The organism is Micromonospora cremea (assembly GCF_900143515.1).
Lineage (GTDB): Bacteria > Actinomycetota > Actinomycetes > Mycobacteriales > Micromonosporaceae > Micromonospora > Micromonospora cremea.
Genome location: NZ_FSQT01000002.1, coordinates 2,345,020 through 2,366,466 on the forward strand (window position 1 = coordinate 2,345,020; position 21,447 = coordinate 2,366,466).

General features: G+C 70.7%; 18 protein-coding genes and 1 pseudogene. 11 read left to right on the top strand and 8 right to left on the bottom strand.

Annotated features, from left to right (window positions below; genetic code table 11):
• The first annotated feature begins 59 nt into the window (after positions 1 to 59).
• Entirely contained in the window at positions 60 to 476 is a 417-nt protein-coding gene (locus tag BUS84_RS24380) for a carbohydrate-binding protein (protein ID WP_208869727.1), read from the top strand.
• A gap of 256 nt (positions 477 to 732) precedes the next feature.
• Positions 733 to 4,428, top strand: a complete 3,696-nt coding sequence (locus BUS84_RS24385; RefSeq protein ID WP_143728497.1) for a discoidin domain-containing protein — start codon at positions 733 to 735, stop codon at positions 4,426 to 4,428.
• A gap of 96 nt (positions 4,429 to 4,524) precedes the next feature.
• Here BUS84_RS24385 and BUS84_RS24390 read toward each other — a convergent pair whose 3' ends face one another.
• A complete protein-coding gene (locus tag BUS84_RS24390) occupies positions 4,525 to 5,289 on the bottom strand; it encodes a crotonase/enoyl-CoA hydratase family protein (RefSeq protein ID WP_074315883.1) in 765 nt (254 codons plus the stop codon).
• A gap of 155 nt (positions 5,290 to 5,444) precedes the next feature.
• Between BUS84_RS24390 and BUS84_RS24395 the strand changes: the two genes are divergently transcribed.
• Positions 5,445 to 6,296: a Rieske (2Fe-2S) protein gene (locus BUS84_RS24395; protein WP_074315885.1), complete on the top strand. Its 852-nt coding sequence runs from the start codon at positions 5,445 to 5,447 to the stop codon at positions 6,294 to 6,296.
• 686 nt (positions 6,297 to 6,982) lie between these two features.
• On the opposite strand, the gene BUS84_RS24400 is transcribed toward BUS84_RS24395, so the two are convergent.
• Positions 6,983 to 7,612, bottom strand: coding sequence for a phosphatase PAP2 family protein (locus BUS84_RS24400; RefSeq protein WP_074315886.1), 630 nt, complete (start codon positions 7,610 to 7,612; stop codon positions 6,983 to 6,985).
• 171 nt (positions 7,613 to 7,783) lie between these two features.
• Here BUS84_RS24400 and BUS84_RS24405 point away from each other — a divergent pair.
• Positions 7,784 to 10,184 (top strand): annotated as a pseudogene (locus BUS84_RS24405) (glycoside hydrolase family 65 protein).
• Between the two features lie 33 nt (positions 10,185 to 10,217).
• Here the strand turns inward: BUS84_RS24405 and BUS84_RS24410 are convergent.
• Entirely contained in the window at positions 10,218 to 10,682 is a 465-nt protein-coding gene (locus tag BUS84_RS24410) for a hypothetical protein (RefSeq protein WP_074315887.1), read from the bottom strand.
• 206 nt (positions 10,683 to 10,888) lie between these two features.
• On the opposite strand from BUS84_RS24410, the gene BUS84_RS24415 reads away from it, so the two are divergent.
• Positions 10,889 to 12,049 carry a low temperature requirement protein A gene (locus BUS84_RS24415; RefSeq protein WP_074315889.1) on the top strand — a complete coding sequence of 387 codons (1,161 nt, stop codon included), beginning with the start codon at positions 10,889 to 10,891 and terminating at the stop codon, positions 12,047 to 12,049.
• A gap of 33 nt (positions 12,050 to 12,082) precedes the next feature.
• Here BUS84_RS24415 and BUS84_RS24420 read toward each other — a convergent pair whose 3' ends face one another.
• The gene (locus BUS84_RS24420) at positions 12,083 to 13,126 is read right to left on the bottom strand and encodes a P1 family peptidase (RefSeq protein ID WP_084757577.1); all 1,044 of its coding nucleotides are present in this window, start codon (positions 13,124 to 13,126) and stop codon (positions 12,083 to 12,085) included.
• A gap of 54 nt (positions 13,127 to 13,180) precedes the next feature.
• Here BUS84_RS24420 and BUS84_RS24425 point away from each other — a divergent pair, with 54 nt between their 5' ends.
• The gene (locus BUS84_RS24425) at positions 13,181 to 13,399 is read left to right on the top strand and encodes a hypothetical protein (protein WP_074315890.1); all 219 of its coding nucleotides are present in this window, start codon (positions 13,181 to 13,183) and stop codon (positions 13,397 to 13,399) included.
• A gap of 31 nt (positions 13,400 to 13,430) precedes the next feature.
• On the opposite strand, the gene BUS84_RS24430 is transcribed toward BUS84_RS24425, so the two are convergent.
• Both BUS84_RS24430 and BUS84_RS24435 read right to left on the bottom strand, forming a co-directional pair.
• Positions 13,431 to 14,636, bottom strand: a complete 1,206-nt coding sequence (locus BUS84_RS24430) for a low temperature requirement protein A (RefSeq protein WP_244298720.1) — start codon at positions 14,634 to 14,636, stop codon at positions 13,431 to 13,433.
• Positions 14,637 to 14,979: 343 nt separating this feature from the next.
• Positions 14,980 to 15,609, bottom strand: a complete 630-nt coding sequence (locus BUS84_RS24435) for a TetR/AcrR family transcriptional regulator (RefSeq protein ID WP_074319076.1) — start codon at positions 15,607 to 15,609, stop codon at positions 14,980 to 14,982.
• A 62-nt stretch (positions 15,610 to 15,671) separates the two neighbouring features.
• Between BUS84_RS24435 and BUS84_RS24440 the strand changes: the two genes are divergently transcribed.
• Together BUS84_RS24440 and BUS84_RS24445 are read left to right on the top strand one after the other, a co-directional pair.
• Positions 15,672 to 16,079, top strand: coding sequence for a RidA family protein (locus BUS84_RS24440; protein ID WP_074315892.1), 408 nt, complete (start codon positions 15,672 to 15,674; stop codon positions 16,077 to 16,079).
• Between the two features lie 130 nt (positions 16,080 to 16,209).
• On the top strand, positions 16,210 to 16,419 hold the full coding sequence (locus tag BUS84_RS24445) for a hypothetical protein (RefSeq protein WP_143728498.1): 210 nt from the start codon (positions 16,210 to 16,212) through the stop codon (positions 16,417 to 16,419).
• 5 nt (positions 16,420 to 16,424) lie between these two features.
• On the opposite strand, the gene BUS84_RS24450 is transcribed toward BUS84_RS24445, so the two are convergent.
• Positions 16,425 to 19,064: a TIM-barrel domain-containing protein gene (locus tag BUS84_RS24450; protein WP_244298721.1), complete on the bottom strand. Its 2,640-nt coding sequence runs from the start codon at positions 19,062 to 19,064 to the stop codon at positions 16,425 to 16,427.
• A gap of 391 nt (positions 19,065 to 19,455) precedes the next feature.
• Between BUS84_RS24450 and BUS84_RS36755 the strand changes: the two genes are divergently transcribed.
• Positions 19,456 to 19,629, top strand: a complete 174-nt coding sequence (locus BUS84_RS36755) for a hypothetical protein (protein WP_244298722.1) — start codon at positions 19,456 to 19,458, stop codon at positions 19,627 to 19,629.
• 47 nt (positions 19,630 to 19,676) lie between these two features.
• Here the strand turns inward: BUS84_RS36755 and BUS84_RS24455 are convergent, their stop codons facing one another.
• Positions 19,677 to 20,273, bottom strand: a complete 597-nt coding sequence (locus tag BUS84_RS24455; protein ID WP_074315897.1) for a hypothetical protein — start codon at positions 20,271 to 20,273, stop codon at positions 19,677 to 19,679.
• Between the two features lie 570 nt (positions 20,274 to 20,843).
• On the opposite strand from BUS84_RS24455, the gene BUS84_RS24460 reads away from it, so the two are divergent.
• Both BUS84_RS24460 and BUS84_RS24465 read left to right on the top strand, forming a co-directional pair.
• On the top strand, positions 20,844 to 21,182 hold the full coding sequence (locus BUS84_RS24460; RefSeq protein WP_143728499.1) for a hypothetical protein: 339 nt from the start codon (positions 20,844 to 20,846) through the stop codon (positions 21,180 to 21,182).
• A complete protein-coding gene (locus BUS84_RS24465; protein WP_074315901.1) occupies positions 21,183 to 21,437 on the top strand; it encodes a hypothetical protein in 255 nt (84 codons plus the stop codon).
• The last annotated feature ends 10 nt before the right edge of the window (positions 21,438 to 21,447 follow it).

Here is a 21,447-nt window from a genome sequence, read left to right on the forward strand (position 1 = left end):
GCCACGCCGCACGGACACGGGGGGATCTGGCCTGCCTGACGAAAGGGAGAGCGCTGCTCATGGCCAACCACACCACCGGCACCCCGCACCACCTCCGACACCCGACCCGGGCAGGGTTGGCCGCCATCGCCGCCACCCTGCTCCCCGCGACATCGGTGACCGCCCTCGCGGTCACCGGCACCGCGCCCCCGGCCTCGGCAGCCGGGCTGTCCCCCTTCGACATCCCCGGCCGGGGCGCCACCGTCCCGTTCGTGGAGCAGGAAGCCGAGAAGGCCGCCCACAACGGCACGAAGATCGGCCCGGACCTGCGTTTCGGCACGCTGCCATCCGAGGCGTCCGGCCGGGAGGCGGTCACCCTCGACTCCGTCGGCGAGTACGTCGAGTTCACCCTCACCGCCCCGGCCAACGCGGTCACCTTCCGGCACAGCCTGCCGGACAGCCCGGCCGGCACCAGCCGGGACCCCACCTGCGGCTGACCGCCACCGGCAACAGCGGCTGGCCCGCCGGTCAGCTCAGCGAGTTCGAGGTCTACTCCAGCTAGGCCGGCGCCCCCGCCCAGCCGGGGCGGAGACCACCCGGCCGGACAGCCCGGCGCAGCGCAGCCCCGGGCCGGCCCGATTCCCGTCCCCCACCGCACCGTCCCCCACCTGTCGCGGCACGACGGGCGTACCCCTGCACCCGTCGCCGGGCACCACACCCCGCACCCACCCCCGAAAGAGGTGTAGCAACCCCATGTCCAGAAACGGCACCAGACGAGGCACCCCGCCAACCGGCGCACCCAACTCCGTCCCCCGAAGCACCCGCACCGGCCACCGACGGCTGCTCGCCGGCGTGCTCGCCGGGATGCTCCTCGCCACCGCCCCGGTCGTCACCCCCGCGGCCAGCGCGGCACCGGTGGCCGACCCGTCCGCGGCCGCCGCGCGCGTGGCCATGCTCGCCGGACTCTCCGCCACCATGACCGCCAGCAGCTACAACCAGAACTACGTGGCGGGCAACGCCAACGACGGCAACGCGGACACCTACTGGGAGAGCAGCAACAACGCGTTCCCGCAGTGGATCCAGGCTGACCTCGGCGCCACGGTCAGCGTGGACCGGGTCGTGCTCAAGCTGCCACCCTCGTCGGCCTGGCAGACCCGCACCCAGACGCTGTCGGTGCTCGGCTCCACCAACGGCTCCTCGTTCACCACCCTGAAGGCATCCGGCGGCTACACCTTCAACCCGGGCACCGGAAACACCGCGACCGTCAGCTTCACCCCGGCCAGCACCCGCTACGTGCGGGTGCAGGTCACCGGCAACACCGGCTGGCCGGCCGCACAGTTCTCCGAGGTCGAGGTCTACGGCGCCGTCGGCAGCCCCGACACGCAGGCCCCCAGCGTCCCCGGCAACCTGGCGTACACCCAGCCCGTCAGCGGGCAGATCCGGCTCACCTGGTCCGCGTCCACGGACAACGTCGGGGTGACCGGGTACGACGTCTACGCCAACGGCGCACTGCGTGCCAGCGTCAACGGCTCGACCCTGACGTACACGGACAGCCAACCGACCAGCGCCACCGTCTCCTACTACGTCCGGGCCAAGGACGCGGCCGGCAACCAGTCGGCGAACAGCAACACCGTCACCCGGACCGGCACCGGCAACCCGCCGACCGGCACCAACCTGGCGGTCGGCAAGCCGATCACCGCCTCCGGGTACGTGCACACGTTCGTGGCCACCAACGCCAACGACAACAACGTGGCCACCTACTGGGAGGGCAACGGCAACCCGAGCACGCTGACCGTGCAGCTCGGCGCGAACGCCAGCCTCAGCCAGATCGTGCTGAAGCTGAACCCGGACTCCGCCTGGGGTGCGCGTACCCAGAACGTCACCGTGCTCGGCCGCGACCAGGGTTCGTCGACCTTCACCACCCTCGTCGGTGCGGCGAACTACAGCTTCAACCCGGCCAGCGGCAACACGGTGACCATCCCGGTCTCCGGTGCTGCGGCCGACGTACGGCTGTCGATCGCCTCGAACACCGGTGCCCCGGCCGGCCAGGTGGCCGAGTTCCAGGTCATCGGCACCCCGGCACCGAACCCGGACCTGACCGTGACCGGCATGTCGGTCAGCCCGTCCGCGCCGGTGGAGACGAGCACCATCACGCTCTCCGCGACCGTGCGTAACGCCGGCTCGGCGGCCTCCGGTGCCACCAACGTCAACTTCTACCTGGGCGCCACCCGGGTCGGCACCGCGTCGATCGGCGGCCTCGCGGCCGGCACCTCGACCACGGTCACCACCAACATCGGCACGCGTGACGCGGGCAGCTACCCGCTCAGCGCGAAGGTCGATGAGAACAACACCGTCGTCGAGCAGGACGACACCAACAACAGCTACACCAACCCCAGCCCGCTGGTGGTCAGCCCGGTCGCCACCTCCGACCTGGTCGCCTCCGCGGTCGCCTGGTCGCCCGGCAACCCGGCGGCCGGCAACACGGTCACCTTCTCGGTGTCGGTACGCAACGCCGGCAGTGTGGCGTCCGCGTCCGGCGCGCACGGCATCACGCTCACCGTGCTCAACGACGCCGGCACCGCCGTCCGCACCCTGACCGGCTCGTACTCCGGGGTGATCAACGCGGGGGCCACCGTCGGCCCGGTCAACCTGGGCACCTGGACCGCCGCGAACGGCAAGTACACCGTCCGGGTGGTGCTCGCCGCCGACGCCAACGAACTGCCGGTCAAGCAGGCCAACAACACCAGCGACCGCCCGCTCTTCGTCGGTCGTGGCGCCAACATGCCGTACGACATGTACGAGGCCGAGGACGGCGTGGTCGGTGGCGGCGCCGCCGTCGTCGGCCCGAACCGGAACGTCGGCGACCTGGCCGGTGAGGCGTCCGGACGGCGGGCGGTGACGCTCAACTCGACCGGCAGCTACGTCGAGTTCACCACCCGGGCCAGCACCAACACGCTGGTCACCCGCTTCTCCATCCCGGACGCGCCGGGCGGCGGCGGGATCAACTCGACGCTGAACGTCTACGTCAACGGCACGTTCCACAAGGCCATCGACCTGACGTCCCGGTACGCCTGGCTCTACGGCAACGAGGCCAGCCCGGGCAACTCGCCGGGCGCGGGCGGACCGCGGCACATCTACGACGAGGCCAACGTCATGCTCAACTCCACCGTGCCGGCCGGCAGCAGGATCCGCCTCCAGAAGGACCCGGCCAACACCACCACGTACGCCATCGACTTCATCAACACCGAGCAGGTGTCGGCGATCGCCAACCCGGACCCGGCGCGCTACACCACGCCGACCGGCTTCACCCACCAGGACGTGCAGAACGCCCTGGACCGGGTGCGGATGGACACCACCGGCAACCTCATCGGGGTCTACCTGCCCGCCGGCAACTACTCCACCTCGTCGAAGTTCCAGGTGTACGGCAAGGCGGTGAAGGTGACCGGCGCCGGGCCCTGGTACACCCGGTTCAACGCCCCGTCCGGCCAGGACAACACCGACATCGGCTTCCGGGCCGAGAACTCGGCGGCCGGATCGTCCTTCGCGAACTTCGCCTACTTCGGCAACTACACCTCGCGGATCGACGGACCGGGCAAGGTGTTCGACTTCGCCAACGTGTCGAACATCGTGATCGACAACATCTGGAACGAGCACATGGTGTGCCTGTACTGGGGCGCGAACACCGACTACATGACGATCAAGAACTCCCGGATCCGGAACATGTTCGCCGACGGCATCAACATGACCAACGGCAGCACCAACAACCTGGTCACCAACAACGACGCCCGGGCCACCGGTGACGACAGCTTCGCACTGTTCTCGGCGATCGACGCGGGCGGCGCGGACATGAAGGACAACGTCTACGAGAACCTGACCTCGACCCTGACCTGGCGCGCCGCCGGTGTGGCGGTCTACGGCGGGTACGGCAACACGTTCCGCAACATCTACATCGCGGACACGCTGGTGTATTCCGGCATCACCATCAGCTCGCTCGACTTCGGCTACCCGATGAACGGCTTCGGTGCGAACCCGCCGACGCGATTCGAGAACATCTCGATCGTGCGGGCCGGTGGGCACTTCTGGGGCGCACAGACCTTCCCGGCGATCTGGATCTTCTCCGCCTCGAAGGTGTTCCAGGGCATCCGGGTCAGCGACGTGGACATCGTCGACCCGACCTACAGCGGCATCATGTTCCAGACGAACTACGTCGGCGGGCAGCCGCAGTTCCCGGTCACCGACACGATCTTCACGAACGTCTCGATCAGCGGGGCGCGCAAGAGCGGTGACGCGTTCGACGCGAAGTCCGGCTTCGGGATCTGGGTGAACGAGATGCCGGAGGCGGGGCAGGGCCCGGCCGTCGGCTCGGCCACCTTCAACAACCTGCGGCTGAGCAACAACGCGGTGGACATCCGGAACATCACCTCGACGTTCACCATCAACCGCAACTGACCCACCCCGGTCGTCCGCACGGCGACCGTTCCTCCGGGCGGTGTGGCCACTCGACAACGGGTGGCCGCACCGCCCGGCCCGTCGTGCTCCCGTCGGTCAATCGGCGGGCGCGCCGTGCCGACCGGCGCCGGCGGCGAACCGGGCCGCGCCGGCCGCCGCGTCGGTGGCCAGCGAGTTCATCCCGTACGCCAGCTCGGTCGCCACGGCCTCCGGCTCGGGCCGGCCGGCTCCGGCCAGCAGCGCCGCCCGGTCGTTGCGCAGACAGGTCTGCGGATGCCGGGCGATCTCCGCCGCCAGCTTCTCGGCCGCGGCCCGCGCCTGGCCGGGCGGCACCAGCCGGTTGACCAACCCCATCGCGTACGCCTCGTCGGCCGGCACCGGACGGCCGGTGAGGATCAGGTCCATCGCCCTGCTCTCGCCGATCAGCCGCGGCAGCCGAACCGTGCCGCCGTCGATCAGCGGCACTCCCCACCGGCGGCAGAACACCCCGAGCGTCGCGTCGGACTCCGCGACCCGCAGGTCGCACCAGAGCGCCAACTCCAGCCCACCGGCCACCGCGTACCCGGAAATCGCCGCGATCACCGGTTTGCTGAGCGCCATCCGGGTCGGACCCATCGGGCCGTCCCCCTCCGGCTCGACCCGGTTGCCGCTCGGCGTGCCGATGGCCTTGAGGTCGGCACCGGCACAGAACGTGCCACCGGCTCCCCAGAGCACAGCCACCGCCGCGTCCGGGTCGGCGTCGAAGGCCCGAAAGGCGTCGGCCAGCGCCCGCGCGGTCGGCCCGTCGACGGCGTTCCGGGCCGCCGGCCGGTCCAGCACCACTGTCGTCACCGGCCCGGCGCGCTCCACCCGTACACCCATCGGCCCAGCATGCCCGCCGCCCGCCGGTCCCGCAGACCCCGCACCCGACCACGCGGTCGGTCGCGGCCCGGGCTGAAAGCGCTGTCGACACGCCGTGCTGCAGGTCTGTCACCGCCGACCGGTTTGCGACCGCGTTCGCCGGGAAGTCGGTACGGGTGCGAGCACTATTGACGAGAGTTGAGCAGGATTCGAGGCTGGACCGGGTGGGTGACCGGCTACAGCGGGCGGTCCTCGGCACGCTGCGTCCGCGGCGGCTGCGGGACCTACTACACGGAGTGACGCTGGGGCATCCCCTGCATCCGGCGATGGTGCAGGTGCCGGTGGGCTCCTGGATCAGCGCCGCGGTGCTGGACCTGATGCCCGGGCAGCGCCGGGCCGCCACCGTGCTGGTCGGCCTGGGCACCGTCAGCGCGGTGCCGGCAGCGGTCGCCGGGCTGAACGACTGGGCGGCACTCTCCCGGGACCAGCGCCGGGTCGGCCTGGTGCACGCAGCCGCGAACAGCGTGGGCCTGACGCTCTACGCCGGTTCCCTGGCCGCGCGGCTGTCCGGCCGGCACGGCGTCGGCCGCACCCTCGGCTGGCTCGGGCTGTCCGCCGCGAGCCTCGGGGCGTACATCGGCGGCCACCTGGCGTACAAGCAGGGAGCGCAGGTCAACCAGAGCATCTCCGAGCTGCACCGGATGAGCGACGGCTGGCACTCGCTGGTCGAGATGGCCGCGCTGCCGCAGCGCACCCTGGTGACCCGGGAGGTGGACGACGTCTCGGTGATCCTCTACCGGCACGGTGACGAGGTCACCGTGATGCTGGAGCGCTGCCCGCACCAGAGCGGGCCACTCGGCGAGGGCGAGGTGCAGGAGATCGGCGGCCATGCCTGCGTGGTCTGCCCGTGGCACGGCAGCGCCTTCCGGCTGAACGGCGGCGAGGTCGTGCAGGGGCCGTCCGGCAACGACCAGCAGATCCTGCCCACGCGGATCCAGGACGGCGTGCTGCAGACCCGCCTGCCCTGACAGGCACGCGCGAACGGGCATCCGCCGGATGCCCGATACCCCGAGCGCAACCTGCGCCGGGCTGCCGCGCGCCGCTCCGTCCTGCGCCGCGCTGCGCCGGGCCGCCGCGTTCCGTCCTGCGCTGGGCTGCCGAGCGCTGCTTGACTCTGTGCCGCGTGCCGCCGGGACGGTGTTGCTTTCGGCGGGTATACCTCAGAGTCATATCTATGCCTGTGAGGTAAGGCAAAGGCTCTCAGGCCCCAGCGCCTCCGCCTGGGGCATCCGCATCTCGCGCACCGCCAGCCGTGCCGCCGGCCGGGCGAGTCCGCTGCCGCTGCCGCTGCCGTCGCCGTGAAGAGCGGGAGCGCGGGCCGGCCCGTCAACCGGCGGCGACCCTCGTGGGACGGGCGAGCGCCGGGTCAGCTGCGCCGGTGCCGACCGACCTGCGGGCCGTCCGGCACGGAGTCCAGACCACCGCCCGCCCGCCGACCCTCAGCCGCCTGCGCCCGCGCCTGCGGCCCAAGGTCGTGCTCGATCCTGGTTCTAGTGGCCCCAAGCGCGGCGGAGGCCACTACATCCTGAATCCAGCGCGATCTTGGGCGGGTAAGGGTTGTCGCGCGATACGGCGCACGCCCGGGGCGAGGTTCGCGCCGCGTTGCGCCCGCCCCTGGCCGGGCTGGGGGCGGGGCGGGGGGCGACGCGCCAGGTCAGGGGCGGGGCCGGCCCGCCAGGTCGGGCAGCGGGCGACGGGCGCGGTCGGCCCGGCGGCGTAGCGCTTCGGTGGCCGGGCGGGCCAGCAGCGGGGTGGCCAGCGTGGCGGCCAGGGCACCGAACAGCAGGCCGGCGACCACGTCGTGCGGATAGTGCACGCCCACGAAGACCCGGGAGAACGCGGCCAGCGCGGCAAGCGGCAGCGCGACAAGTCCGAGCCGGCGGGAGAGCAGCAGCGTGGTGACCGCCAGCGCGCCGGCCAGGGTGGCGTGATTGCTGGGAAACGACCAGTCACCCGGTGATGGACAACTGCCCGCGATGATGGCCCGGCCCACCGTCCGGCACGGCCGATCCTGGTCCACCACGGTCTTGAACCATTCGCTGCCCACGTACGCCAGGAGAGTCGGCACCGGCGCGACCAGGGCGAGTGCCCGGTCATGCGGGCCGCCGGACAGGCGGCTCAGCGCGGCCGCCAGCAGCAGCGCGCCGAGCAGCAGGATCACCCCCTCGGTGGCGTGCCCGACGAACCACTGCACCGGGGGCGGGCTGTCGGCGGCGACGCCGATCACGTCGCGATACCACTCGGCACTGATCTCCGGAACGTCCATGTTGCCGGTGTCAACCATGCATCACCTCACCAGATGTTCATACCCGGTCCATCTGGGAGACAAGGTAGGAACGCGGCAGGCGGCGGCGCAGGGATCGAAGGTACGGACGGCCTACCGACCTTCGTCCAGCAATCGCACAGCCGGCTCTGCTTCGCTGGTCAGGGACATCGGCACCCACAGGAGGTATCCGTGCACACCGGTTCGGCCACCGATCAACCGTCGCCCGCCACCGAGGGCGTGGACGAGGAGACCTGGCAGATCCGGCGCACGGCGGCCGACCTGGACCGGCTCGGCGAGACCGAATCGATCTTCGCGTTGGGCAACGGGTGGGTCGGTTGGCGTGGCGTCCTGGACGAGGGCGCGCCGTGCGTGATGCCGGGCAGCTACGTCAACGGTTTCCACGAGCGGCGCGAGCTGAGCTATCCCGAGGAGGGGTACGCGTTTCCGCAGGCCAGCGACACCGTCGTCAGCGCGCCGAACGCGGCGCTGATCCGGCTCTGGGTCGACGACGAGCCGCTGGACATCCGCACCGGGACGTTGGACGTTCACGAACGGGTGCTCGACCTGCGCGCCGGCGTACTGCGCCGGGAGACCGAGTGGATCTCGCCGGCCGGGCGGCGGGTGCGCATCCGCAGCACCCGACTGGTGTCCCTGCCACGCCGCCCGGTCGCCGCCGTCCGGTACGAGGTGGAGACGCTGGACGGGCCCGTCGAACTGCGGGTCTGTTCGGACCTGCTGGCCAACGAGCGGGTGCCGGAGCGCTCGGACGATCCCCGGGCGGCCTCGGCGATCACCGATCCGCTGACCGCCGAGGCGTACCGTGCGACCGGCCTCGACGGGGTGCTGGTGCACCGCACGGAGCACAGCGGCCAGCGCGTCGCGGTGGCGGTCAGCCACCTCGTGGACGCACCGGGCACGGTGACCACCACCGGTGACTGCACTCCCCGACCGGGTACGCCTCACCGTGGCCGGCCCGCTGCACCCGGGTGAGCGGCTGGAGCTGACGAAGTTCGCCGCGTACGAGTGCGCGTCGGTCGACGGGACGCCCGCCGGCGAGTTGGCCGACCTGGTCGTCGCCGAGGCGGACGCCGCCCGCGCGGACGGCTTCGACGCACTGCTCGCCGACCAGCGCGCGGCCCTGGACGCGGCCTGGCAGGCCGCCGACGTGCTGCTCGACGGCGACCCGGAACTCCAGCAGGCGACCCGGTTCGCGATGTTCCACCTGATCCAGGCCGGCCGCCCCGACTCCCACCGGACCATCCCCGCCAAGGGGCTGACCGGCAACGGCTACGACGGGCACGTGCTCTGGGACACCGAGAGCTATGTGCTTCCGGTGCTCACCTACCTGGCTCCGGCGGTGGCCCGCTCGGCGTTGAGCTGGCGGCACGCCCACCTGGCGGAGGCCCGGGAGCGCGCCCGCGAGCTGCGGCTGACCGGCGCCACCTTCCCGTGGCGCACCATCGGCGGCCGGGAGTGCTCCGGCTACTGGCTGGCCGGCACCGCCGCGCTGCACGTCAACGCCGACATCGCCGACGCGGTGCTGCGCTACCTGGCCGCCACCGACGACGAGCGGTTCCTCGCCGAGGCGGGGCTGGAGCTGCTGGTGGAGACCGCCCGACTCTGGCACGGTTTCGGCCACTGGTCGGACACCGGCGCGTTCCACCTGCACGGGGTGACCGGCCCGGACGAGTACGCCGCGCTGGTCAACGACAACGTCTTCACCAACCTGATGGCCCGGCGCAACCTGCGGGGCGCGGCGGACGCTGCCGAGCGCCACCCGGACCTGGCCGGCCGGCTCGGGGTGGATCCGACGGAGATCGCCGACTGGCGGGCCGCCGCCGACGCAATCTTCATCCCGTACGACCGCAAGCGCGGGGTGCACCAGCAGGCCGCCGGGTTCACCGAGCAGCCGGAGTGGGACTTCGCGAACACCGGCGAGGACGACTACCCGCTGCTGCTGCACTATCCGTACCTGGAGCTGTATCGCCGGCAGGTGGTCAAGCAGGCCGACCTGGTGCTGGCCATGCAGCTCTGTCCCGGCGAGTTCACCGCCGACGAGAAGGCCCGCAACCTGGCCTACTACGAGGCCCGCACGGTCCGCGACTCGTCGCTGTCGGCGGCACCGCAGGCGGTCCTGGCCGCCGAGGTCGGGCACCTCGACCTGGCGTACGACCTGTTCGCGGAGTCGGTGCTGCAGGACCTGGCCGACCTGGGCGACAAGACCGCCGACGGGCTGCACCTGGCCTCGCTGGCCGGGTCGTGGCTGGCGCTGGTCCAGGGCTTCGGCGGGCTGCGCGACGACCGGGGGGTGCTCTCCTTCGACCCCCGGCTGCCCCGGCGGATCGACCGGCTGGCATTCAGCCTGCGCTGGCGCGGACATCGGCTGCGGGTCACGCTGACTCCCGCCGAGGCCCGCTACGAGCTGCCCGACGCCGGCCCGGACGCCGCGGTCGACCTGTGGCACCACGGCGAAGAGCTCCGGGTGACCGGCGCCGCACCGGTCATCCGACCGATGCCGCCGGTGCCCGACCCCGGGCCCGAGCCGCACTCCCCGCCCGGTCGCCGCCCCACCCGCCGCTCGGCCGGCTGACCCGCCGCGGTCCGCTGCTCGTCCAGGCGACGGTCAGGTCGGCCCGAGGCCGCCGGCCATCCGTTCGCGGACGGCCTCCAGCGCCTCGAAGGCGTACGCCCAGTTGTGGCACTTGAAACTGCGCAGGCCTTCGATCGCGGTGTGGCAGTCGGCGCAGCGCACACCGGGGATCGCGTCCGGGATCTCGGTGTTGACGTACTTGCGTTCGCCGAGGATGACGGTGGCGATCATGGCCTTGTCGTGCAGGCCGGAGAGCGCCGACGAGACGATGTCGTACCAGGTGACCCGCCGGCCGCACTTCGGGCAGTCCGGCTCGTCGCCGCTGACCCAGAGCGGGGCGCCGATGGTGCGCGTCGGCATGCCGAGCAGCTTCTCCAGCCGTCGGACGTCCGATTCCGGCGTGGTCCACCGGTGCCGGCCCGGCAGCGACGCGGGCGAGTCGTACACGGCGCGGAACAGGTCGTGGTCGACCTGCACGGTCTCCCGCTGACTGGTCATCGGTGTCCCCCTCGACGCTCGGTGCCCCCACAGTCGTCCCTGATGGGGGCGGGCTACAACCGGATCAACGACACGGCGGGGTGACCAGCCCCCTGCCGCGAGGTCAGGGTGCCGCCCGCACCCCGGCGGACCTGCCGGCTTTCGCCGTCGGCGGGCGGTCCCGGATGGTACGACGGACGCAGGGCGTGCCACCGGGAGGAGCGCTGATGGTGAGCAGGCCCGAACGGGTGCTGCGAGGCAGGGACGTGCCGCTCAGCGCGTCCTTCCTGGAGCTCTTCTTCGACCTGGCGTTCGTCCTCGCCCTCAGCCAACTGGCCCGGCATCTGCTCGCCGACCTCACCCTGGTGGGTGTGCTGCGCACCGCGCTGCTGCTGACCGGGGTCTGGTGGATCTGGGTGACGACCACCTGGTTGACCGACTGGTACGACCCGGAGACCCCGGCGATTCGAGGCCTGCTGGTCGGCGCCACGCTGGGCAGTCTGCTGGTCGGGGTGGCGATCCCGCAGGCGCTGGACGGGCGGGGTCTGCTCTTCGCCGGCGCGTACGTCGCGGTCCACCTCGTCCGGGGCGCGGTCACCGCCCTCACGCTGCGCGGTCACCCGCGGCAGAGTCGGGCGCTGCGGGTCCTGTGCTGGTACAGCGTCTCCGCCGTACCGTGGCTGGCCGGCGCGTTCCTGCCGGAGTGGCGGGTGCCGCTCTGGCTGCTCGCCCTCGCGATCGACCTCACCGGCCCTCGACTGGGCTGGCCCACGCCGCGGCTGGGTCGGGCCCGGCAGCAGGAGTTGCACCTCGCCGGTGAGCACTTCGCCGAGCGGTACCAGCAAATCATGATCATCGCGCTGGGCGAACTCGTCCTGGTCTCCGGCCTCACCTACGCCGGCACCCACCTCAACCTCCCGGAGACCGCCGCCTTCCTGCTGGTCTTCGTCACCGCCGTGCTGATCGGTCTGCTCTACGTGACGCCCGCCGGCCAGCGCCTGGGCCCGGCCATCGAGACCGCCGACCCGTCCCGGCTCGGCGTCGTCACCAGCTACCTGCACCTGGTGATGATCGCCGGAATAGTGGCGACCGCGGTCGGCGCCGAACTGAGCATCGCCCACCCCACCGAGATTAGCGACACGACGGCCGTCGTGGTCATCCTGGGCGGGCCCACCCTCTTCCTCGTCGGGCGGATCCTGTTCTCACTGGCGATCCACCGGCGACTCTCCTGGCCGCGGGTCTTCGGCCTGTTCGTCCTGGCCGGCGCGGCGATCGCCCTGCGACTGCCGCTGGTCGCGGTCAGCGCGGTCGCCACCGGGGTGCTGATCGTGGTGGCCGTCCTGGACGACGCGGGCATCTTCACCGCCCGTCGTGTCCGAGGCCCCTGACGCTACGTCGCTCACTGTCTCGCTGGCGCGGGGTCAGGCTGGCGCCGCCAGCCGGCCGGCCGCGGACAACCGCCGGATCACCGCCCCGTGTGGCACGGCGTGACTGGTACGACCGGCCACCCCGGTGGTGGTGGCGGCGGTGAAGAGCGAGTTGAGCAGCGCTTCCTCGACCGAGTCCAGGACGGCGGCGAAGACCGGGTTGATCTCCCCGTCCGGGATGGGTCGCTGGTCCGGCTGCGCAGTGCTGAACGCGATCGCGTAGTCACCGCTGCCGTTGCTGTAGGACGCCCCGACCCGGCCCATCGCGAAGACCGCCCGCCGGGCGAGCCGTCCGAGCTGCCGGGCGTCCAGGGGTACGTCGGTGGCGACCACGATCATGCAGGAGTTGCCGGACGGTTCGGCCCGCTCGGCGTCCGGGATCAGCTCACCGACCGGCAGCGGGACGCCGAGGGCGGTGAGCACTCCGCCGAAGTTGGACTGGACGAGCGCACCGACCGTCCCCGGTCGGTCTGCGACCCGTACCGTCCTGGACGACGTGCCGATGCCGCCCTTGAAGCCCAGCGCCGTGGTGCCGGTGCCGGCCCCGACGCAGCCCTCCGCCGGCGGCCCGCCGGACGCCCCCGTGACGGCGGCGAGCACGTGTTCCTCGATGATCGGCCGGCGGCGGATGTCCGACAGGTGACCGTCGTTGGTCTCGCCGACCAGGGGGTTGAACGACAGACCCTCGGGGCGACGGTCCATCAGGTGACTCAGCAGCGCGTCCGCGGCCCGGAAGACGGACAGCGTGGCGGTCAGGACGATCGGTGACTCCAGTACGCCGAGTTCGTCGACCTGTGTCGAGCCGACGAGCTTCCCGTGGCCGTTGCCGGAGTACACGGCGGCCGGCAGGGTCCATCGTCCGGGGCCGAGTTGACTCGGTACGACGGCGGTGACACCGGTGTGCAGGTCGGCGCCGTCGTCGATGGTGGTGTGCCCGACCAGGATTCCGTCGACGTCGGTGATCGCGTTGTGCGGCCCAATGGGCAGCGTCCCCACGACGATCCCGAGGTCGCGGGCGCGGCGGCGCAGCTGGTCCATGAAGCTCCTGTCGTCGTTGTTGCATTGCGGCGATGCGGGGATCCTTGCGGCCGGGTGTGGTGGTATCCACACTCCGGTGTGCTGCTCCTCGGCGACTGTTTCTATCCGCCGCCGTACCACCTGCGGCAGCCGGGTGACACGTACGACGCGGCGCTGATCCGTTCCCTGCTCGACGAGAGCACCTTCGGGCGCCTCGACTGGTACGTCGACAGCCACAGTCATCCGCGTACCCCACAGCAGACGCCGGCGTTGCTCAGCACCCTTCCCCACTGACCGCAGGTGGCGACCAACCGGGCGTTTCGGGTCATCCGGGTGGCGACGGCGGCTCTGGTGGGTGGCCTGTGGCGCGGGCGGCGTCGGAGATGGCGACCCCGGCCAGGACCGCGGTGACGGCGAGGGCGGCCACGAGCGGTGGTACGAGGAGCATCACCGGTGCCAGGGCGGCCAGCGCGAGCAGCCCGATCGGTCGATCCCGGGATACCCGGCTGAAGACCGCGTACTCGAAGCGGGCACGCCCGGCCAGGAACAGCGCGGGCCCGCCGAGGATGACCGCGATCCAGGCCGTTTGAGCGTGCCCGGACGGATGGGCGATGACGAGTTCGGCGCCGACCGCGGTGACGACGACGCCGGCCACCATGACAAGGTGGGCGTAGAAGGCCGACAGGCCAAGGCGGGCCGGATCGGGGGAGCCCGCGATGGCTGCGGCCGACAACTCGCCCGCGCGAAAGATGTAGATACGCCAGAGCAGCACCGTGGTGGCGATCGACACCACGAACGCCGCGGTCCGGTCGGTCGCGAAGCCGCTGACGCCGAGAGTCGAAGCGGAGACCAGGATCAACTCGCCCAGCGCGATGATGAAGAACTGCCGGTGGCGCTCGGCCAGGTGCTCGGCCGCGCTCGGCAACTCGGAGGGTGGCGAGCGGCCCAGGCCCGGTGTGAGGTAGCGCAGTTTCCCCGCCAGATAGTCGATGGCCACCGCCAGCGTCCACAGTGCCTCCCGGGCGGTGCCGTGCGCCAGCGCCCCCGCGATCCACGGCACGGCGGATACGCAGAACCAGATGACCACCCGTACGGCGCCGCGCTGCAACTCGTGACCCCGCAGGGCGATGAGGAGGCCGAGGCTGCGACCGACCTGGACGGCGACGTACGCGCCCGCGAAGACCAGGCCCTGCCCGCCGAACACCTCCGGCAGCGCGACAGCCATCACCAGACTGCCGACCAGGGTCGCGATGACCAGCAGCTGTATCGTCGGCCGCTGCGGGTCGAACCTGTCCGGGACCGTCGCCGTGCTGCACCAGACCCACCACACCGCCAGCAGCAACACCAGCATGTGGAAGGCGCCGCGCCAGGTGAGGTCCCGGCTGAGCACCTGCGAGAGCTGGGTGAGCACGTAGACGAACGCCAGGTCGAAGAACAGCTCCAGGAACGTCGCCCGTTGCGGATCCTCGGGCTTCCGCAGCAGCTTGCCTGCCCTGCTCGTCGTCATCGGCTCGCCCGTCCTGTGGCTCATGCCCGTAATGAGGCATTCGTACCACGTGGCGGGACCGATGAATCCGGATCTCGCTGGTGCAGGCCGGTCAGGTCCTGACGGCTCGGGGAGGTAGCGCAGCCCTATTGGATCTTCGCTGGTAACCTCCGCGATGCGGTGGCTGAGGAAATTCCCCTTTTGCGTTCCCCTTGCTGACACTTGAGGAAACACCGCTGAGGCCCCCGGTTCCCCCGGGGGCCTCACCTATGGGCCGGTACCAGGAGGCCGAGGGTCGGCGGTTCCTGGAGTAGGCCCGCGTCGACGATGACCCGCGCTACGCCGCGGCGTTGACTTCGAGCCGCTGCTGCTTCGCTGCCCAAGGGGTTCATGCCCGTACCGATGAGGTGTCGATCTCACTCCAGCCGAGCATGACGGATCGCCGGCAGCGTTCGGGTTCGTCGCCGTTGCTGACGTAGAGCGCGGTGAGCATCGGGGCGGCGTGCGCGAACGCCTCGATGGGCAGCGGCCCGGTGATGATCAGGGAGGTCAAGCCATGTCCGATGGCCCAGCTCTGCGTGGCCAGCCCGAGCACGTCGACCTCTGAACGGAACCGCCCGTCGCCCTTGGCGCGATCGATGGCGTGCACGAGATGAAACAGGGTCTCGTCGGCCTGCGCCGGATCCTCGAGCTTGAACCCGTCGTCGAACATGACCCGGTAGAGATCGGGACTGGCCACGGCGGTGGAGACGTAGGCGGCACCCATCGCCGTCAGATCACGGACCGGATCGTCGGTCCGGGCGACCCTTTGGAGGCGGTCCGCCAGATGCCGGAATCCCTCCTGGCGCAGTGCTCCCCACAGCCCGTCCATGCCGCCGAAGTACGTGTAGACGGTCATGGTCGACATCCCGGTTCCGGCGACCAGGGAGCGCAGCGTGACCGGTTCGCGTACCCGGAGCATGTGGGCGGCCCGGGCGATCAGCATGGTGCGGATTTCCGGATCCTTCGGCCTCGGCATGCCAGCCACGATACATAGCACTGATATGGTACGCGGGACCGACTCGACAACGACGAGCGCACATGGCCGTCAAGTTGTTCAACCCGGACGGGCTCCCGAAGCCCGACCTGTACCGACAGCTCTCGATCGCCGAGGGGTCGAAAATCGTGTTCCTGGCCGGCCAGGTGGCCCGCGACGCCGACGGCAACCCGGTGGGCGCCGGCGACTTCGCCGCCCAGGTCGAGCAGGCCTACTTCAACGTTGGCCGGGCGATGACCGAGATCGGTGGCTCGTTCGACGACGTGGCCAAGCTGACGATCTACGTTGTCGACTGGAGCCCGGAGAAGTTTCCGCTGCTCGGCGAGGGCGTCGCCCGGGCCGCCGCGAAGCTGGGCGTTGACCCGGTCAAGCCGATCACGCTGCTGGGTGTGTCGGCGCTCGGGGAGCCGGACATCATGGTCGAGGTCGAGGCAACCGCCGTCCTGGACTGACGTCGGCCCGCCGGGGCCCGCTGTCCGATGCTCGAATAGCGAAGGACAACGTTGGTTCGGCTGCTGTGCCGAACTCTCGCCCCGCATGGGTTTCGACGATCGTCAGGCCCTCGTCGCGATGAATCCAGCTGTGATCTGTGTACTCCCACGCCGGGTCGAGGTCGCGGCCGTATCGGAGCACGCCGCCATTCCGCCGCAGCCGACCGGCGTCCGGTTCACGGTGCCGTCGGAGGCCGAGCCCGCCGGGCCGGGTGGGTTCCCCCACCCGGCCCGGCGTCCGGACCCGTCCTGGAAGCCGGCCCCGGGAGGCTGGCAGTGGTGGGTGCCGGTCTGGGACTGACCGTCTCAGTGCTTCTTGAACACCGGCATGGTGTCCAGCGTGGTGGTGACGTTCTGCGTGGTGCCGCCCCGATACGTCTTCCCGGTGAAGATGTCGGTCCAGCTGTTGCCCGGCGGGAACCACACCGACGTCGTGGCGGTGTCGCCGGGCGTCGTCACCGGCGCCACCAGGTAGTCCGGGCCGTAGAGGTACTCGGAACCGGCGGTGGCGTACGCGGCCTGCTCATTCGGGTATGCCAGGTACATCGAGCGGACGATGGGCGTACCCGTGCGAGTGGCTTCCTGGGCAGCGGCGTAGGTGTACGGCAGCAGCTTCTCGCGCAGGTTCAGGAACTTCTTGGCCGACGCTTCCGCCACCGGGCCGTACTGCCAGGGCAGCCGGTCGCTGTGGTTGGAGTGCAGCCGGTCGACCGGTTGGAACGTACCGAACTGGACCCACCGGGCGTAGAGGTCGTCGGGCAATTTCGTGCTGCCCGGTTCGCTGCCCGGCTCCTGCAGGCCGTTCGTGTGCCCGCCGATGTCGTGGCTGACCGCGGCCAGCCCGGTCGCGGCCGACTCGCCCGGCGTGTAGCCGACCTCCATCTGCAGGGTCTGCCAGTCGGAGGTGGTGTCGCCGGTGAAATGCAGCGTGGTGCGCTTGTCGGCCCATGGTCCGGTCGCCACCGGGGTCGGGCTGCCGTAGCCGCCGGCCTGCAACGATCCGTACGCCCGGGAGAACGCGAAACCGGTCTTGTCGGCGTACTGCTGGTTGATCCATGCGTCCGGAGTCACGCCGGCGAGCGAGGACTTCGAGTTGTCGCAGCACCAGTCCATCCACCAGAGGTCCGGGCCCTTGCTGCCCTTCGGCACCATCTCGTCGTGGAGCTGCATGTACGCCTTGAGCTGGTCCGGGTCGCCGAAGTCGAACGCGTAGCAGTCGGCGCCGCCGTTGCAGCCGGCGCGCTGCAGCTTGCCCTTCGCGGTGGCCTGCGCCTGCGCGAACTTCGGGTCGGAGCCGAGGATGCTCGGGTGGATGTTGATGCCGGTGTGCAGGCCCTGCTGCTTGGCCCAGTCGAAGAACGCCTTCGGGTCGGGGATCCGGGTGGGGTCGATGCTCCAGCCGTTCCACTTGTCCGGCGCCTTGACGTCGGTGTCGAGGACAAGCACATCCATCGGCACACCCTCGGCCTTGGCCCGGGCCACGAGGTTCTGGAAGTCGGTCGCGGTGCGGTCGTAGTACTCGGAGTACCACACCCCGTACGCCCACTTCGGCAGCAGCTTCGTGGGCCCGGTCAGGGTCGACAGGTCCTTCAAAGCACGGGTGAAGTCCTGCCCGTACGCGAAGACGTAGCCGTCCTGCTCGGGGGCGGGCCGGGGCTTGGTGTTGCTCAGGGCCGAGGCCGAGTCGTCGAGCAGGTACCAGCCGTCCTGGTAGAGCAGGCCCGGAGAGGTGAGCGCGGAGCCGTCCACGCCGTCCAGACCCCGGCGGTAGCCGCCGAGCGGCGCGTGCGGGGCGAGCAGCGGGGAGTCCGCGCTCGTGACGGCGACCGTGTCCACGTTGACGTTGCAGCTGGCATCCGTGGGGCAGCCCAGCGTCACGGTGTTGGTGCCGCGGTTGAGGTGGACCGGGACGGAAACCGTGTTCCAGTAGTCCCACCCGCTGGTCGGCGGAAGGGTCGCCGTGACCGGCGCCGCCGTTCCCGCCGTGACCGACATGGTGCGCGCCTGGCTCGGCTGGGAGCCGGCCTGGCCGTTGGCGTAGCGGATCTGCACCCGGTAGTCACCCGTGGACGGAACATCCGTCACGGTGAGCGCGTCGGCGGACGTGGTGCTCTCCAGGCCGGCCAGGAATCCCGTACCGGAACCGCCGTTGTGGTCGTTCGCGGGCCTCGCGCCGCCGGTCAGCGCGCCGGTCTCCGCCTCGCCCAGCGTGCCGAACCGCAGGGGCTGCGGCTGGGGCGTGGCCGGCGCCGGGAACGGATCGCCCGGGTTGACCCCCGCGAGGCTGTCGATGTTCACATTGCCGGAGTCGTTGGGGCCCCGCACGACGCTGATCTCGTGCCGGCCCGCGGTGAGGTCGACCGGCACGCTGGCCAGGCCCCAGGTGTCCCAGTTCGCGGTGGGCGGCAGCGTCAGCGTGCGGCCGGCGTCGCCGTCGACCTGAACCGTCAGGGTGCGGGCCACGGTCTGGCCGTCGCCGCCGGCGCTGTTGGCGTAGCGGACGGTGAGCTGCTTCGTGCTGTTCTCTGGAGCATCGAGCGCGAACGTGACCGAGTCGCCGGACGAGGCAAAACCGGCCGCGAACCCGCGTCCGGTATATCCCCGGTGGTCGGTGGCCACGCCGGGACCGCTCAGCTGCAGCGACTCGGCCTCACAGAGCGCGCCCAACGTGCAGTCCGGAGCACTGTGGCCGGCCCAGGGCCGGCCCTGCACGACCTGCTTGCCGGTCTTGAGCTGCACGGTGAGGTTGTCGGCGGTGAACGCTCCCGAGCCGACCTGGTAACGCAACGTCATCGCGCCGGTGTCGATGGTGAGCCATCCGTGATCGACGTGCTTCGTGAAACGCGTATGGGAGAAATCATCGCGCCCGACGGCGTTGAACGTGGCGGCGTCGGTGAACTTGCCGTCCTTCTGGTACTCGGTGCGGATCAGGGTCGGGGACAGCACTTCGAAACGTGCGTTGCCCGACCGAACGGCGTCGTCTTTCGCCTGGTTACGGCCGGCCTGGGCCGGCGCGGACGGAGCGAGTATCAGCCCCGTGATGAGAATGCCGGCTGCGGCGGCTGCTGTCGCGCCGCGGCGGCTTGAATCCCGATAGAGCAAGATGCGCTCCTCGTCTCATATGGAGGAAATGAGTCGATGACAACGCTGTCACTAGACCGAAACACATGTCAACGGATCTTGGAGAGTGTCCCTTCTCTCTTCCGTCAGCGGTCGTACTCGTCCGACAGGCGCATCGCCGGCCCGCCGACCTGCAAGCCGAGCGGCGCCGCGCGGCCCCTTCGGCCTCCTTCCACGCCTCCGACAGGCTGTCGCGCTACTCCGGTCGGAAGGGCTCGTGATCGTGGAACCACCGCGCGGCACGTTCGTCCGCGCCTACGAACCAACCGAAATGGTGACCCTCGCCGAACGGCGCGAACTGGAGATCGGGGGCATCCCGGTCATCGTGATCTTCCGGGCCGGCGGCTTACGCGCGGTGTACGCGGCCGTCCGCATCCGCGTCGGCCACTGACCCCGGCCGCATCCGGCATCGGCCGTGAGTGGTCGCGTTGTCTGTTCTCATCTCGCCAGGTTGCCGTCACCGTCGGTGTCGAGTACCGCTGCTTCGTCACGCCTCCACAACCGGTACCCCACGATCACATTGCCGACCCCGAGCAGTGCCAGGACGCCAACCGTCAGCCAGAACCCGACGGCCGGTACGGCGGACAGGGCCTCGTCGAAGGGCGGCGGATCAAAGCGACGCAGTACGCCCCGCACGCCGAGCGCAAGCGCCACCGCCGCGACGAACGCCGCTACCGCCGACACCAGGAGGCGGGATCCGACACTGGCCAGGATCCTGGCCAGCACGCCGGCCGCGACACCCAGCGCGGCGACCATGAAGAGCGGTTGCCCCGGCAGGTAGATGGGCTCTTCGGGACCGATCTGCGGCGCCTCGTTCGGCACCTCCTGCATGACGTACTGACCAAGATTGCCATCCCAGAGCAGCGTCTCCAGGTGAACCTGAGCCCCGCCACCGACGGTCAAGCCCCAACCAGTCCAGGTCACCGCCACACGCCATTCCTCGGCCTCACCCTTCAGCTCCGCGAACGGCAGGGCGAACAGGAGAGCGACAGCAGCGAACGCCAGCGGACTCAAATTCGTGCGGATCCAGCCCATTGCCGCCTCCTCGACTGATCGACAACGGCAGGATGGGGCACGCGCATCACCCCCCGATCGCGCTCAGATCTCGGTTGCCTTCGCACCCGTTCTCGCTCTCGGTTGGGCCAGCTCTGTACCCGATGATCTTTAGGTAACGATCCTGGCCCCTTGCGCCCGAACCGGGTGCGGACAAACCAGCGAGCCTCCGGCCCCTCCCGCCAGTTCACAAGTACAGGTAGGGCAGTGGAAGCGAGGAGCTTCCAGGCGTCGCCGGCAGGATTCGGACCTGCGACACACGGTTAGGAAGGAGTGAGCGCCACACCGACGAACATTGGGGCCACCTGCGCTAACGGTCGCCGAGCAAGTCGCCCCGTCCGCCCGCCGAGATCGGATCCCGTCGGACGTGCGGCCTACCATGTACGCCGTGACGAGGATGCTCCCAAGCGCACTCGCTGCTAAGCCGGGAGGTGGGGCAGGCCTCGCCCTCTCGCGTACCAGCATCCACTCCCAATCTCGGAGGTGATCGATATGTCATCCAGGCGTTAGTCCCGCGCACGGTGCGCGGGCTGCCGAGGGGCAGGTCGTCACATGGCCCGTACCGACATTCACCGACCCGAGAGAGTGCAGCGGCGGGACCCGCTGTTGCGTGACTGGTTCACCGACACCCACGAGCATGGCTCCGGCCGCTGCGACCTTGCCGAGTTCCTCGCTTCGCCCGACCGGATCCGCACCCGCTGCTGCCGGCAGCTGTCGGCCCACGCGCCGAACCTGTGCGGCTGCCAGCTCTGCACCTTCCAGTCGCACCGCAAGCTGGCCCGGCGGCAAGAGCGCGTCGTCTGGCGCGCGATCCGTCGGCGGATCCTCGCTGAGCACCGCGGCGGCGAGCGCGACCTCGACGTCCCGCCGATCCGAGGAAGGGCCTGGTAGGTGAAGCAGAAGCTATTCAGCGGCGACGAGCACGACGTCGTCGGGCGCATCCGGCGCACCTACAAGTACCTGCAGTTCACCAACTTCACGGAAGGAGCAAGGGCCGGGGCGGGTCCCTTCGCGGATCACGCTGCGCAACCTGGGCAAATGCCCGCGTCGTTGGTCTTCGTTGGTCATGGCTGTCCGGCGCCCGACGGCCTGGATCCAGCAGAGACGGTGCAGTCGTCGTTGCTGGCTCCCGCATGTCGCCGCTGACCTGCGGAGG